We start from the raw sequence: 15262 nt of genomic DNA, 5'->3' as shown, positions 1-15262 counted from the left end.
TTTGACTGACACATTTCAACTTGCGGCAATTATGCTTACTGCATGAGTTACGTCTACTCCCGAACAAATTATATTTTCTTACAGAAAATATTGGTCCATGTCCGGTTATTGATTTACTGAGGAAAATCGAAGGACTATACGTTTTAGGAAGAGATTGGTTACGTCAGAAGGCGCATTTGAGAGCAAATTGTTTTAACCCGAAAATGATGGTTATTCCCAAGGACTGATTTGTTCGCAAATAGACGTAACTTATTAAGAGAGCTTGTTACCGCAAGCCAGTGTAATTCAGTCAACGGAATCAAAAAAATAGATTATGGTCTACCGTAAAATAAGGGTAATATACCAATGAGATAATATCATTGTGAATAGACGTAAAATGCATAGAATAATAAATTTTACAAATCTATACATTTACGTCAATAGTTATCAGAATTCAAGTGTTGGTTCACCAACTAAATTTTGCTTACGTCTAAATTCATAATTGTTCGCGAACAGACGTAACTCATGCAGTAAGCATAATTGCCGCAAGCCGAAATGCATCAGTCAAAAAGTATAATAAAAGATTTATTGGTCTAACCCTTAAATTTCAATTACGTCGATCCTTGAACAAGCATCAATGTAGACTTAACTGTTCTTGAATAATCATATATGCTTAACTGTTTCTGAACAATCATATATGCTTAACTAATCCTGAATAATCATCAACATAGACTTAACTGATGCTGAACAAGCGTAAACATAGATTTAACCGATTTTGGGACAATAAATAGATCAGCGAAATCATTCTGCGTTGTATAGACTTAATTCTGAACTCTGCGGGAATTACTGACATAGAACCGATAAGTATACCCGCGAACAAATATATTCATATCGGCAACTATTAACTAAAAGTGGTACCCTTGCTACAATTTTTACCCGTGAGAAATATTTAATATCATCCTTCCATATACAGTTTGATTACCCCTAGAGGATACATTATGCAGACAGTTCTTCTAAACACTCAAATAGAAATGCCCGTTCAGGGAATAGGAACCAGGAATCTGGCTGATCCTGATATTTGCGAGCAGGTAGTTTTGTACTCCATCAACTCAGGCATCAGGCTGATTGATACTTCACCAATGTATCTGAACGAAGCCTCTGTCGGCCTGGCTATATCTGAATCCCCGGTGGACAGATCTGAACTTTTCATAACCGCAAAAATACCACCTTCATATTACAATAAATGTCGCACTCGCAAGTCTCTTGAACGCACACTAAAAAGACTCAGAACTGACTACGTCGACCTGCTTTTACTCACGACTCCGATTATGGCAAAATGGCAGAATGCATGGAAGGAAATGGAGAAAGCAGTAGATGAGGGACTTGCGCGATCCATAGGTGTTTGCAATTTTGTTACAGAAAGATCCATAGACGAGCTGTGCAGCATTGCAAACATTCGTCCTGTCATTGATCAAATAGAATGCCATCCTTTTTTACACCAAAAACACATACAAAAAAAGCTGAATGAGAAAAACATTCAGCTAGAAGCATGGTATCCGCTTGGTCACGGAAACCCACTTTTATTAAATAATGAAATTCTAATGGATATTGCAACAGCCCATCATACAACTGTACCGCAAGTTATATTGCGTTGGCATGAACAGATGGGGCATGTTTTCATAACAAAATCTTCAAATCCTGATCATATTCAGAGGAACATTCACCTTGAGCACATTCATCTCACGCCCGACGATATGAAGCGGATCGAAGCCTTAGATGTGAGTCGAAACTTCTATTGTGTTCCTGAGTTGCTTCAGAAGCTGAAGTATTCTTTAGTTCGCTAGATAAGCTGCTAAGCATCTCTCGAAGAAGTGATCCCTGTCCGTCGTATGATGAAACCACATCATCTGCAAGCTCATCAAGATTTGTATTATCAAGTAGCGTCTTATATGACGAATAGTTACCGATAGCACCTAATGTGCTGTCCTTAAGTGAGCTAAGCGCCGAAGTACCATCTTCGTCCTCACCGCCTACGGCAAGTTCTGAAAAAAGTCCGGACGTAAAATCTGCCTTCTCAGTCAGGGAGTTCTCCAGTGAATCCTTCATCATCGCTGTGTAAAGATAATTCTGAAGGATCATATTGCTTCTGGCCTCTCCCTCAAATGCAGCATCTGTGCCTGCTCCGGCAATACCTACCAGCTTCTGCGCAGCCTCATCCGACAGATTCGTTGCTACATCAGTGGAATCCCCCTCTGTAGCCTTCGTCAGCAGTCCTGTCGCAATCTCCGCTACTGAACTCAAATTGCCTGAAGCTGTATCTCCGGCGTCATCCCCAGTTCTGCCGGCCTTCATAGCAGCTTCAAGAATAGCTGAAAAGGTATTGGCTCCCACAAGAGAGCTAGTGTTATCAAGTGAATCCAGCGCGCTTCCGGAATTCAGTAATGAAGACACTCCCTTCAAAGCAGTACTACCACCAAGTGCACTTCCCCCAAGCGTACTCAGTGATGTCAGGTTGCTGTAATTGGAAACTATTGAAGACAGATAATCGTAGTCCATGACTCACCCCAACAAAACTCTTCAAATCATACCATTTGCACTCCCGTACCAACCACAACATGTAGTAGTTCGTACTCGAATATTATACCATGGATATGGTTTTTGTTAAACGATTTTTTGTATTATTATTACTTATCAATCATCTTCAATTAATTACCCTTATTTTCATCTGTTGATTTATTATTCGTATATGTTGCTCTATTATTATTTGTGTCTGTTTCATTCACTATTATGGCATTTGTCCTGCAAAATGTACTTTTTTGAAACTTGGTTCATCCAGTGATATTACTTTTTTTATTTTGGATACCAGGTTACGTATACAGTTCACCCGTTATTACCATTTTGGAATATTGGTTTCCCTGTTATGCTATGTAATTCACCCATATTTTCCTCTTTAAATCTATTGGATTACCTTAATTGTATCTCTGTTCATCCATAATAAATACTTGTTCGCGCCTAGGGTGAATTCCATAATTTATTTGACTCCCGCAAGCCATAGAAATTCATCCATTATTAAACCACACAAAATATAGATGAACATATTTTATTATTATTCATTCAATATTTCCCTTTACTATTTTAGGGATGAACTATCATTATGAAACTATTCATTCGTAATATTGAAGTTATAAATATTGGATGAATATTATAGAACTATACTCATAAATATGACTAATCCAATCTAAATTCACGTATGCAAAAGGTTTATGCCTCTCAAAGCTATCATATTGTCAGCCTTCATTTTCACATTTGACATTTATTATGATTGGTGATATTATTCTTAACCGTGCTTAAAAGCACTTCTAATGTTTTTAATACTGATTCCAAAAATGCGTATTTCGCATACATTCCATTTTTTAATAATTTAGCATTTGTGAACAATAACCATTTTGTACTTATTTGTTATATGCATTGATATTTGCTTTATGCATAGGTAATTGCTTTATGCACTGATATCTATTTTCTGCACCTGCAACTACATCTACAACCACAATCATAAATACTACATATGAAAGGACAAAAAGACATATATGAAGAAAGAATTTGACGAAAGGGAAAAGGAGCTAAAAGCCATTCTCGAAAAATGCGACCGTACTATTAACGATCTACCCGTCGGGAGTCTAAAAATCATCCATAAAAAAGGTAATCCCTACTATTATATTCGGGGAAATGGGAAAGATATCCGAGATAAGTACATTCAGAAAAAAGAGATTGATACTATAAAAAAACTAGCACAACGAGATTATGAACAAAAAATACAGAAATCCATAAAAAAAGAGATGACCGCTATATCCAGATATTCAAAATCCATGCCGGATATAACTTATGAAGAAGTATATGATCATCTGGTTTCGGGACGAAAAATTCTAATAACGCCTCACTTTCTTCCAGATGATATCTTTCTGGAAACCTGGCTTTCAGAACCATATGAGCCTTTATATTTTGAAGAAGGAACGGCCGAACACTACACAAACAAGAATGAGCGAGTACGCTCAAAGTCAGAAGTCATGATTGCCAACGCTTTATCTAAGGCCGGAATACCGTATAAATACGAATGTCCGACTTTTTTAGGGAAGCAAAAGATATACCCGGATTTTACAATAATGAAAATGCCCCAAAGAAAAATCATTTACTGGGAACATTTAGGACTTTTAGATGACCATGATTATCTGAGTAAAAGCATGCATAAACTCGATAACTATGAATCAAATGGAATTTTTCTTGGAGACAATCTTATTATTACACGCGAAACAAGCGACCGACCGCTTAATACCAAGCATGTTTTAAGACTAATAGAACATTATCTGCTATAAAATATCTTATGCAGACATAATCCAATGCTTATTAGTTTTCAGCTGCCCAGATTGACAGAGTGTTTACAACAAATCCTCTTTATAAAGTTTCTGCTAATCATACTCTTTTTTCTTGCAATTTTCTAATTTGTGGTATAATAAGCGACGGTAACAAAAAATGGCAGTGAGCCGGATATTGGCAGCTGACCAATTTTTAAGGAGGATGAAAATTATGAAAAAGAAGACTATCGCAACTTTATTAGCTCTTGGCCTTGCATTTAGCATGGTAGCATGTGGTGCTAAGACTGAGACTGCAGAGACAGAGACTACTGCTGAAGCAGAGGCTTCTGATGCAGAAGAGGCAGACGCTGCTGAGGAGAGTTCAGAAGTGGCAGATGCTACTGAAGAAAATTCAGAAGAAGCTGATGCTACTGAAGAGAGCTCAGAAGTAGCTGATGCAGCAGATGAAAATGCAGAAGAAACAGCAGATGATGAAAGCTCAGAAGTGGCTACCGGTGAAGTTATGAGCCACGATGAATATGTTGCAGCTGATCTTGATTCAGAAGTTACAGTTGAGACTTATGTTCAGGCTAAGCAAGGCTGGTGGGAGAACGAAGGCGTTGGTAACGCTACTATCTACACACAGGATGAGGATGGAGCTTACTTCCTTTACAACATGCCTTGCTCACAGGAAGATTACGACAAGCTTGAGAAAGGTACAAAGATCAAGGTTACAGGTTACAAGTCAGAGTGGGAAGGTGAAGTAGAAATCACAGATGCTACTTTTGAAATTGAGGATGGAAACTATGTTGCTGAACCCGAAGATGTAACATCTTTTCTTGCTGATGCTTCACTTATCGATCACCAGAATGAATATGTATCTTTCAAAGATATGGTAGTTGAAGCTTCTAAGGATGCTGATGGAAACGATGTTGCATTCCTTTACAACTATGATGGTTCAGGTTCTCAGGGTGATGACCTTTACTTCAACGTTTCTGCTGATGGCAAGACATATACATTTACTGTTGAGTCTTATCTTTGCGATAAGGATTCTGATGTATACAAGGCTGTTGAGGCACTCAATGTTGGTGATAAGGTAAATATGGAAGGTTTCCTTTACTGGTATCAGGGCGTTAACCCTCACATCACAAGTGTTACAGTTGAATAATTAAATTTCTTTAGGGCGTCATCTTATGATGGCGCCTTTTTTATTATGAGCATCTGTATATTCACCCATTATTATAGTTTTATCATTTTCTTATGAAAAAAATATAGTATCTATTCATCCATAATTGTACCTTCCCCAAACATGTATGTACAATTTATATGGACTGTTCATACACATATATACTTTTTTAATATTGAGGTGAATTATCTTTAGTCTGCGGAAATACATTTACGTTGTCATTCATCCTAATCGCGAACAAATCAAAAAAAGTATGAATAGGACAACTTACGTTTTCATTCAGTATTATAATAATTATATTAATGGATGAATATAGGGATCCTTATAGGTCACCCATTATAACCAGCAACAATTTTCTGGATGAACAATAGAACAATATGATTTACCCACGGCAAATTTTCATAAGAAAGAGAAAAACCAAGGCTCATCTCGCCTTGGTTTTTCTTGAATGCACAATATAAATTCCAATAAGTACCCATGTTAATACCAGTAATTCCAACAATCTCCGTGACTCCACAGGGAGTGGTCCAAGTTCAGCCTTGCCAGCCTTCACAGCGCCGCTCTGGTCAAGGTGATAAAGACTACGTGTGTCAGAGTAAAGATTGTCTATATACGCATCATCAACTTCCTTCTTTCTGCGAACGGATTTGGTGACATTCTCAATAAGTTGGCCTGCAGCGTCGCGAAGTGAGGCTGAGCCGTTAAATACATTTGTAACAAAGGTGTACTGCTGATTCTCAAGAAGCATCTTGGTAGCTTCTATCTTCACATCGTAATATTTTGAATTATCTTCCCCTGATCTTGAGAGATAGTCCTGGTATTCTGCAGAATTCTGAGCCTTAGAAGTCACAGGAACATAACCTTCCGTCTCCGCATAGGCGATTTGAACCTCATTTGTGAGCATATACTGCGCAAAAAGCCAGGAAGCAAGCACCTCCTGAGGATCCTTCTTATTAAAAATGCAGATTGAAGGACCCTGTGAAATCATGGCAATATTAGCTTTTCCATCCGCGCCCACAAACTGCGGTACTGGATAAACCACCGTCTCAAAATCAACAATCTTATCCGCTGCTATGTCTGAAAGGGGTGCATTAGTGCCCATCCAGGTAGAGCCTGCAGTAGAATCCACAGCAAAAATGCACTGTCCTGCATTTAGGAAATTAGCAGGATATCCGGAAATCTTGAAAGTTGAAAACGCACCGGTTTTAGCATGCCCCGCGATGGTCTTAAGATCCTGCCTGGTTACATCATTAAACAGAAGGATATTCCCCAGGGAATCTGAGTAATCTGCGCCTTGCTGCCTTAACATCTGAATCATCATATTGTCAGTTGATTTGTAGATAAAAGGAATCAGGACCTTCTGCCCGTTTAGCTTAAATGTCCCATCCTCATTCTTCGCCATTGCAGCCTCAGAGACCTCCCATATAAAATCCCAGGTCAAAACCTCAGGCATCTCAAACCCCAGCTTCTCTACAAAATCCTTATTAACATAGCAGCCTTCTGTGGAACGCATGTAGGGAACAGCATAATGATTCTCACCAATCATACACTCTGACAGGAATTCAGGTATTATCTCTTCCTTCGTGGGTGCCTCATACTTAAGCGCTGATCCGCCAAGCCCGTATTTATCATCCATGAAAAGATCATCAAGCGGCACAACCGTATTAGCCCCTGTCAGATATGTCGCAATATGATCCGGATAAGTTATACAAACATTTGGCGTGGTATCTGTAGAAATATTTGTAATTACGTCGTTATATATCTTGCCATAATCAGTGTATAATCTGATGTTTACGTCAATATTCGGGTAAAGCTTCTCAAAGTCGCTAATCGCTTTTTCGTAGATTTTTGTCTGGGTTTTATTTGTATCATTCTTCGCCCAGAAGGTTATTTCGTATTTAGCGGATTCATCAAACTGCCCGGGTATGTCAAAGCCTCGCTCTTCCTTACTCCCATGGCATCCGGTAAGTGATAGGGAGCTACAGACAAGAGTTAAAGCCACTCCAATTGCCATGAGTCTTTTCCGTACCCTCTCATCTCTTATCTTACCTTTAGGTAATTCTCTATCTATATAACTACCTTTGAATAATCCTTTATCTCTGTCAGCACACTTGGATAATCCTTTATCTTTTTCTCTGTCACTACCTTGAGATACAACAATATCTTTATTTCCAGTCATCTGCCATTTTATGTCGCTATCCTTGCCTCTTGTCCATCCTTTATCTCTATGCACTCTTGCATCTTTTTTCCTACATAAAGACCCCGCAAATAAATTCACAATCATCCCTTGGTGCCTCCTCTTGCAACACCGGCCATTATCTTTTTTCTGAAAATAAGGAACAATGCCATAAGCGGCACTGAAATTGCCACAACAGCAGCCATCATGGCAGGAATATTTTCACGACCGAATCCGTTTTCACGAATCTCCTGTATTCCGTTTGATACCAGAAAATAGCTCTCATCATCAGTAATAAGGCGCGGCCAGACGTATGAATTCCAGCACTCGATAACCTTCAAGATTATGATAGTTATAATTGTCGGCTTTGCGATAGGAATCATGACGCGGCGCAGATACCTCATATCACTTGTTCCATCAACCTTTGCAGCCTTGTAGAGTTCATCGGGAATCTGCTCAAAATTCTCTTTTAATAGATAAATATAAAAAACCGAAATCACGGACGGAAGCACGAGACCGGGGAATGAATTACGAAGTCCCAGATCAGTAATTGTCACGTAATTGGTGATGATAACGAGCTCATTAGGAATCATCATCAGTGATAAAAAGAGTGCAAACACAATGTTCTTTCCGGGAAACTCCAGTCGTGAAAAAGCAAAGGCGGAAAGCACAACAATCACGAGCATTATCGCCGTTGTAATCACCGTGAAAATAAATGTATTGATAAGGTATCTTCCTAACGAAACCTCTGTAAAAGCACTGACGTAATTTTGTAGTGTAGGTGAGGTTATTATGAGTCTTGGGACATACTCACTGTTGTAGGAGCTGTAACTTTTGAAGGATGTAATTATCATCCAGTAAAAAGGAAAAAGCACTATCAGGGCCCAAAATGTAAGGAAAAGATAACGCGCCGCTCCCCTGACTATTTTTATGGACTTATCCCTTTTTTCTATTTTTTCCAAGTCTTTAGTATCTGACATTTTATACTCCATTTTCAAAAATATGCATAATTCTTTTTATATTCCCACTGTCTATTTTTCGCATATCATTCATCAATTGTTTACTGGTAATAACCTTTCATTCATCAATTGTTTACTGGTAATAACCTTTCATTCAGCAATTGTTTACTGGTAATAACCTTTCATTCAGGAACCGTTTACTGATAATAAACTTTCATTCAGCCATAGTCTGCTGATAATATTTTCTATTCAGTAATGGTTTATTGATAATATACCGTCTTCTCGCTGACCAAAAGATTTATCACTGTAATCGTGAAAACAATTGCAAACAGTATGATAGCTGCTGCCGACGCGTATGACGGATACCCGCCGCTGTTTCCGTAAAGCATGTCGTAGATGTAACCAACAATGGTATTCATACCGGCTGCATTCAAGTCCGTTCCGAAAAGGGCAACCTCGTCACTGTATGCCTTGAAAGCGCCAATGAAGCCTGTAATTGCCAGATAAAAAATCATGGGAGAAATCATAGGCAATGTAATCTTAAAGAAAACACGCCATTTTGGAGTTGCATCAATCTGCGCCGCCTTGTAATAAATCGGATCAACTGACGCAAGATTACTTGTCAAAATAAGAATCTTAAAGGGAAGCACCACCCAGATAGTGTAAAAGCACATTACAAACATTTTCGCAGGGTAAGGACCATCAATGAAATCAATGCTCTCACCACCAAAAAGATTTATCAGTACATTTACCATTCCGTCTGTGTATGCGGTTTTCTGAAAAAGAATCATGAAAACCAGTCCGACAGCCAGAGTATTTGTTACGTATGGCAGGAAAAAAATCGTCTGAAAAAGCTCCCTGAGCTTAGTGATAGAACTTAGGGCAAGTGAAATTATAAGCGCAATTCCCGTCGACAGTGGCACTGTAATAAGAACTATTATGAAGGTATTTTTCAGAGCCTGTATAAAATACGGATCATGCAGCACATAAGAATAGTTATAGCTACCAAGTCCAAAGTAGCTCTGAGAAGCAAAGTTATACCCCTCTTCAAATGAATATATGAAAACGTCTATCATGGGATAGACCAGGAAAATCCCCAGGAAAATAATTGCCGGCAGTAAACACAGCCAAGCGGTCAAAGTTTGTTTTTTATTAGTCATGGCTCCCCAACCCAAATCATTTATTTTGTATAGATGTCTGTTATTTACAAAACCTCTTCCGTCTCTGCATCAAACACATGCACCTTGGAAGGCTTCAGTTTAAAGCAAACCTCACCACCTATGAATTGTGGCCTTGATTCCGAAGGAACAATTGCCCTGATGACAGTTCCTTCAAAAGCCTCGTGGGTACAGATAATGCTGGTGTCACGCCCCATGACTTCCATTTTCATAAAATCGCAGTGAAGGATATCCTTCAAATCTGTATCCGATACGGCAACGAATCCCTCAGGTCTCACAGCCACGTAGACATCTCTTGCTACTGTTTTTTCATTTTCTTTATTCTGTATACGGATGCTATTTTCTTTCTTTTGTACCCGGTCGATATTTTCTTCCTTTTGTACCCGATTGTCATTTGCCCCATTCGCAGCGGTGGCATTCACATCCATCACACGATCTTTTCCTATGAAAAGTCCCCCATCACGGATCTGCCCCTTAAATACATTTATCTGAGGAGTTCCAAGGAATTTTGCAACGAAAAGATTCTGCGGATGATCATAAACCTCCTGAGGTGCACCATGCTGCATTATGCGGCCTTCCTTCATCACAACGATTGAGTCACAGATACTCATCGCCTCTTCCTGATCGTGCGTTACGAAAAGTGTAGTAATTCCTGTCTCAAGCTGAATGCGCTTCAGCTCTTCTCTGGTTTGCAGGCGAAGTCTGGCATCAAGATTTGAAAGTGGCTCATCAAGAAGAAGTACACGGGGCTTTTTTACAAGTGCTCTTGCTATAGCAACTCGCTGCTGCTGACCACCTGACATTTCTCCGGGTTTTCTGTCAAGAAGACCCTCGATTTGTACAAGCTTTGCAGTCTCAAGGACTTTGACTTCCATCTGATCTTTTGTGAGCTTATCCTTTCCGCGCAGATTTTCAAGAGGAAAGCGGATATTTTCCATTACGTTCAGGTGCGGATAAAGCGCATAATTCTGGAAAACAAGTCCAACTCCGCGATTTTCAGGAGGAAGATTTGTTACATCATCATCTCCGAAAAATATTTTTCCGGATGTAGGCTTTTCAAGTCCGCTGATAAGATTAAGAACGGTACTTTTTCCACACCCGGAAGGGCCCAGAAGCCCTATCAGCTTTCCGTCAGTTATTTCATGCGAAAAGCTGTTTACGGCTATGACATCTTCCTTCATTTTTTTATCTCTGTTTGGGAATTTCTTTGTAAGATTCTCTAAAACTATTTTCATACTCCCCTTAATCCTCGCCAAATTCTATATGTCTGAATCCCGCAGCGTAGTATTGCTTTAAGAAGCTATCGCTGTCGCGGTTCATTATAAGCTCCTCCGGAAAATGTATTTCCTCCAGCATTTCGATTGCTGTAGGAAATCTTCCTATATCTGTTGCAATATGAGCATCAGTATTTACGCAGATCGAAGTCCCCAGCTCCGCGCATCTTACTGCAATCTCCTTGCATCTTTCAGCAATGTCTCCGCTCCATATTACACTGTGCTCATTTATTTCTATTGGTTTATTCAGTTCCTTCGCCCTAAGGAGGACCTCATCGGTCTCGAAAGGAATTCCTGCTCTTCCTATATGTCCAAGCATCAGTATTCTTGGATCCTCAAGAACTGTAATATACATCTGTGTAGCTTGTGCTTTGGTTATTCCCTGAAGTCCCCATTTTCCGTGAACACTGGCTATTATGAAATCAAGTTTCTCAGTGGTCCTCGAGAACAAATCCTTATCGTCCTTGTATGGATCACCTACTATTGATCTTTTTATTGGAAGTCCCATTCCAAACAGGTATCCGTCGGGATTTACTATATCTACTTCGCAACCTCTAAGCAACTTAACTCCATGCCAGGTTCTCTTCCAGCATCCCTGATTGGTAAAGAACTGATATGAGCGTAGATCTTCATCCTCAGCAATTACCATTGAGCTGAAGTGGTCGGTGCTTGCAAGAAGCTCAAGCCCAATTTCCTCAGCTTCCCGTACATTTTCCTCTATTGTTGAATATGCATGCGCAGAGTAAAGCGTATGTGTATGCAGATCACATTTGATACTTAGCATATAGCCCCCTTGGATTGGATATTCAAATTATTGCTGATACATTGTTTTAGTAATAACCAGCAAATTGAATTGCTGTTTTTTCTACTACATGATAGCAGATTTTTGAGAATTTACCATAGATTCCTGTTTTTCCTCATGAAAACGGAAATCTATAGTTTTGAGGTATAGAGAACTTATTGTTTCTTTGCTCTGCGGTATTATAGTTCCGGTTTGTGCCAGGGAGGTTCGCGAACAATTCTATATTACTTCCTCCGCGGTATTATAGTTCCGGTTTATGCCAGGGAGGTTCGCGAACAATTCTATATTACTTCCTCTGCGGGATTATAGTTCCGGTTTGTGCCAGGGAGGTTCGCGAACAATTCTATATTACTTCCTCTGCGGGATTATAGTTCCGGTTTGTGCCAGGGAGATTCGCGAACAATTCAGTCTATCCTTGCCATTTTGATAATTCTGGGCTAACTGAAAAATACCTCTTACGTCAACGCTTTCTTTTTTATTAACTTTGACGTATGACAAAAAGTTAATTTCCAATCGTACATAGGGCATTTCAGTCAATCCTATCTTCAAAATGCTTTTTGGGCTACCATAAAAAACAGCCCTTACACCAATCTCTTAATTTGTTCGCGAATTGACTAATTTCTCTCAATTAGGTATTTCCCGCGTATTAGCACTTTTCAGTCTATATCCCCTAATAATTTGTTATTGCTTTACCACCCTAAAATACCGTTACACCTTTTCACTAATTTGTTCGCGAATTGACTGAATTCATTTCTATAGCAAGCTCCCGCAGTCCAAATGGCATCAGTCAATTTCCGCCATCTAACCCCCATTGGGCTACGGGCTCAAAATCACTTACGTCAATCTAGCTTAATATAACCATATCGGGCTACCCTACAAAAACTCGCTTGCATCGATCTGCTTTATTATTACTAAATCCGAATAACCATCTACAACTCACTCACTTAATAGCTACCCTATCATGAGCAAATCCAGCTATAGGGCACTACTTGGAATAACAACCATCTATCAGTGCCTGCTTATCATTGGTAATTAAATGCAAGAAGCATAAGAAATGCCTGCCCCTCATGAAAAACTCAAGAGTGACAGGCAGCTATTTAGTCTGATCAAGGAAAACCCTTAAGAGACAGGCACAAATTTAAATCTCAATCAACTCCGCACTGTTAAATCCCACAGCGTACTTACCGATTCCAACTCTGTCGCGGACATTCACTTCAAAATCGATCTCGGAATTAGCGCGAAGATATACTTTGTCAAAACCAACAAGCTCAAGATAATCATGCTGCTCGTCAGGAAGACGATAAACCTGAATAATCTCAGCGCCATCCACATCTGATTTATTGGTCAGCTTACCCTTAACAGCATGTCTTCCGGTGTTGTAGGAAGGATTTGAAATCTCGAAGTCTGAATAGGTGATTCCATATCCGAAGGGGAACTGTACAGGTATCTTCTCCTTATAAATGTGGCGATAACCAATATGGAAGCCTTCGCGATAATGTACCAGCTTCTCATCTCCGAAATCACCAACACTGATTGCTGATGAATCCTCAGCCTTACAATAGAAGGTTTCCGGAAGATGGCCGCAGGGATTGATGTCACCAAGGATTACCTCTGCAAGGGCATTTCCACCCTCCATGCCGTTATAATACATCCAGACAAGAGCCTTGCACTTATCAAGCCATCTTGTCATGTCTACAGCTCCGCCACCGACCATAGCAACTATTGTATCAGGACGCTTCTCTAAAAGTGCCTCAAGAAGCTCGTTCTGTTCATAAGGAAGATCAAGATTTTTACGGTCTATTCCTTCAGAATCAATATCGTGATTAAGGCCGCCTACAAAGATAATATGGTCGTATTCCTCACAGGCTGCAAGAGCCTCCTCACGCAGATGCTTCCTGTATTCTGCAAGATTCTTCCAGGTAGCTGAGCCATCAGCATTTCTGTTGACATTAGCATTTCCGTCTTCACAACTATTGCCAACAGCACTTCCGTCTTCACAGCTGTTGCCATCAACACTTGCGTCTACGGAACAATCTGCACTTCCGCTTCCGTCTACATCCTCCGCGGTTTTTCCGCCACCATCCTCAAGGCTTAACGCCTGCCAGTTAGTTCCGTTAGGAGTGGAATTCTCAACGATTGTGCTTGCATAGCCACGCAGATAGTCGATTTCTGCAGAGCCTCCAAGGCGTGACTTTAATCCCATGAGAGGAGAAATCTCATAAAGGGCCTTGATTTCCGCACTTCCTCCACCATTTGAATGAATTCTGTTTGCATTCTCACCGATAACAAGAATTCGTTTATTCTTAATATTGTAGCGTGTAAGAGGCAGAGTATTGTCCTCGTTTTTAAGTAAAACAACGCTGCCACGGGCGATATCCAGACAGTCCTGTCTTGCTGCAAAGGAGTTATAGGATGCATCTTTTCTTATCATCACATCCTCATCCAGCATGTTAAGACGAAGCATAAGGATAAGTATGTGAATAACCTTCTTATCAATCAAAGCTTCATCGATTTCACCGCTAAGGATTTTCTCCTTTAAAGGATCCGCGAATTTGTAATTATCAAAATCGTCCGTCACAGACATTTCACAGTCAATTTCTGCCTCGGCAGCAGCTACTGTATCATGAACAGCGCCCCAGTCTGAAACCACAAAGCCTTCGTATCCCCACTCTTTTCTGAGAATATCGTTGAGCAGATACTTGCTCTGGCTGCAGTATTCGCCGTTCAACTTATTGTAGGCAACCATTATGCTGTATGGATTTGCATTGTCGATGACATCCTTGAAAACCTGAAGATATAAATCGCGAAGAACTTCATCATCAATCTCTTCATCCACTTCAAGTCTCATAGTTTCCTGATGATTAAGGGCAAAGTGCTTAAGGCACACTGCCACATCCCAGCTCTGAACGCCCTTTACATACTCCGTTGCAAGTTCAGAAGTCAGATAGGGATCTTCGCTGAAATATTCAAAGTTTCTTCCGCAGAGAGGTGATCTCTTTAGGTTCATACCGGGAGCAAGGATGACATCCTTTCTTCGGCCTCTTGCCTCGCTTCCAAGAACGCTACCGGTTCTGGCTGCGAGATTTCTGTTCCAGGTTGCTGCCACTGCACTGTTGCAGGGAAGATAGGTCACGTAGTCATCCGTGTTGCCCACAGGTATCCACTCAGTGGGATGGAACTCGGCACGCACTCCCATGGGGCCATCAGACATAACAAGTGGCGGTATTCCCATGTGAGGAACGCCCTTTGTCTTGAAAAGTTCATTGCCGTGAATCATGCCAAGCTTTTCATCGAGTGTGAGCGCTTCAAGTATTTCTTCTGCGCGGTATTTTAGTGTTTGTATTGATCCTTCCATGTTT

11 protein-coding genes are annotated in these 15262 nt (G+C 40.2%); 3 read left to right on the top strand and 8 right to left on the bottom strand.

The annotated features are described in order from the left end of the window. Positions 1–1018 precede the first annotated feature (1018 nt). Positions 1019–1189 carry a hypothetical protein gene (locus tag G602_RS31625; protein ID WP_242835709.1) on the bottom strand — a complete coding sequence of 57 codons (171 nt, stop codon included), beginning with the start codon at positions 1187–1189 and terminating at the stop codon, positions 1019–1021. Here G602_RS31625 and G602_RS32280 point away from each other — a divergent pair. Next, on the top strand, positions 1119–1823 hold the full coding sequence (locus G602_RS32280) for an aldo/keto reductase (protein ID WP_442855927.1): 705 nt from the start codon (positions 1119–1121) through the stop codon (positions 1821–1823). The two genes, G602_RS31625 and G602_RS32280, sit on opposite strands and share 71 nt — an antisense overlap. Here the strand turns inward: G602_RS32280 and G602_RS0123180 are convergent. Further along, on the bottom strand, positions 1720–2535 hold the full coding sequence (locus G602_RS0123180) for a hypothetical protein (RefSeq protein WP_026661178.1): 816 nt from the start codon (positions 2533–2535) through the stop codon (positions 1720–1722). The two genes, G602_RS32280 and G602_RS0123180, sit on opposite strands and share 104 nt — an antisense overlap. A 1031-nt stretch (positions 2536–3566) precedes the next feature. On the opposite strand from G602_RS0123180, the gene G602_RS0123175 reads away from it, so the two are divergent. Beyond that, entirely contained in the window at positions 3567–4349 is a 783-nt protein-coding gene (locus G602_RS0123175; RefSeq protein WP_026661177.1) for a hypothetical protein, read from the top strand. Positions 4350–4560: 211 nt separating this feature from the next. Beyond that, entirely contained in the window at positions 4561–5496 is a 936-nt protein-coding gene (locus G602_RS0123170; protein ID WP_242835708.1) for a hypothetical protein, read from the top strand. 442 nt (positions 5497–5938) lie between these two features. Here G602_RS0123170 and G602_RS0123165 read toward each other — a convergent pair whose 3' ends face one another. The 6 genes from G602_RS0123165 to G602_RS28190 all read right to left on the bottom strand — a co-directional run bounded on the left by G602_RS0123165 (position 5939) and on the right by G602_RS28190 (position 15258). After that, positions 5939–7798: an ABC transporter substrate-binding protein gene (locus G602_RS0123165; protein WP_330369250.1), complete on the bottom strand. Its 1860-nt coding sequence runs from the start codon at positions 7796–7798 to the stop codon at positions 5939–5941. Continuing rightward, entirely contained in the window at positions 7795–8670 is an 876-nt protein-coding gene (locus G602_RS0123160; RefSeq protein ID WP_026661174.1) for a carbohydrate ABC transporter permease, read from the bottom strand. Before G602_RS0123160 ends, G602_RS0123165 begins: the two co-directional genes overlap by 4 nt. Positions 8671–8909: 239 nt before the next feature. Next, positions 8910–9809 carry a carbohydrate ABC transporter permease gene (locus G602_RS0123155; protein ID WP_026661173.1) on the bottom strand — a complete coding sequence of 300 codons (900 nt, stop codon included), beginning with the start codon at positions 9807–9809 and terminating at the stop codon, positions 8910–8912. Between the two features lie 44 nt (positions 9810–9853). Then, entirely contained in the window at positions 9854–11062 is a 1209-nt protein-coding gene (locus tag G602_RS0123150) for an ABC transporter ATP-binding protein (protein ID WP_026661172.1), read from the bottom strand. Between the two features lie 7 nt (positions 11063–11069). Continuing rightward, positions 11070–11885 carry a phosphatase gene (locus tag G602_RS0123145; protein ID WP_026661171.1) on the bottom strand — a complete coding sequence of 272 codons (816 nt, stop codon included), beginning with the start codon at positions 11883–11885 and terminating at the stop codon, positions 11070–11072. Positions 11886–13041: 1156 nt separating this feature from the next. Further along, complete coding sequence (locus G602_RS28190; protein WP_049945442.1) at positions 13042–15258, bottom strand: glycoside hydrolase family 3 protein; 2217 nt, start codon at positions 15256–15258, stop codon at positions 13042–13044. Positions 15259–15262: the final 4 nt, after the last annotated feature.

The organism is Butyrivibrio sp. AC2005, from assembly GCF_000424145.1.
GTDB lineage: Bacteria > Bacillota > Clostridia > Lachnospirales > Lachnospiraceae > Butyrivibrio.
This window is presented reverse-complemented; position numbering and strand designations above follow the sequence as displayed.

What these genes read in the sequence shown, in the direction of transcription:
- G602_RS0123170 (WP_242835708.1), top strand. Translation starts at nt 4,561, where the DNA reads ATGAAAAAGAAGACTATCGCAACTTTATTAGCTCTTGGCCTTGCATTT.
- G602_RS28190 (WP_049945442.1), bottom strand. Translation starts at nt 15,258, where the DNA reads ATGGAAGGATCAATACAAACACTAAAATACCGCGCAGAAGAAATACTT.
- G602_RS0123150 (WP_026661172.1), bottom strand. Translation starts at nt 11,062, where the DNA reads ATGAAAATAGTTTTAGAGAATCTTACAAAGAAATTCCCAAACAGAGAT.
- G602_RS0123180 (WP_026661178.1), bottom strand. Translation starts at nt 2,535, where the DNA reads ATGGACTACGATTATCTGTCTTCAATAGTTTCCAATTACAGCAACCTG.
- G602_RS0123160 (WP_026661174.1), bottom strand. Translation starts at nt 8,670, where the DNA reads ATGTCAGATACTAAAGACTTGGAAAAAATAGAAAAAAGGGATAAGTCC.
- G602_RS0123175 (WP_026661177.1), top strand. Translation starts at nt 3,567, where the DNA reads ATGAAGAAAGAATTTGACGAAAGGGAAAAGGAGCTAAAAGCCATTCTC.
- G602_RS0123155 (WP_026661173.1), bottom strand. Translation starts at nt 9,809, where the DNA reads ATGACTAATAAAAAACAAACTTTGACCGCTTGGCTGTGTTTACTGCCG.
- G602_RS31625 (WP_242835709.1), bottom strand. Translation starts at nt 1,189, where the DNA reads ATGAAAAGTTCAGATCTGTCCACCGGGGATTCAGATATAGCCAGGCCG.
- G602_RS32280 (WP_442855927.1), top strand. Translation starts at nt 1,119, where the DNA reads ATGTATCTGAACGAAGCCTCTGTCGGCCTGGCTATATCTGAATCCCCG.
- G602_RS0123165 (WP_330369250.1), bottom strand. Translation starts at nt 7,798, where the DNA reads ATGATTGTGAATTTATTTGCGGGGTCTTTATGTAGGAAAAAAGATGCA.
- G602_RS0123145 (WP_026661171.1), bottom strand. Translation starts at nt 11,885, where the DNA reads ATGCTAAGTATCAAATGTGATCTGCATACACATACGCTTTACTCTGCG.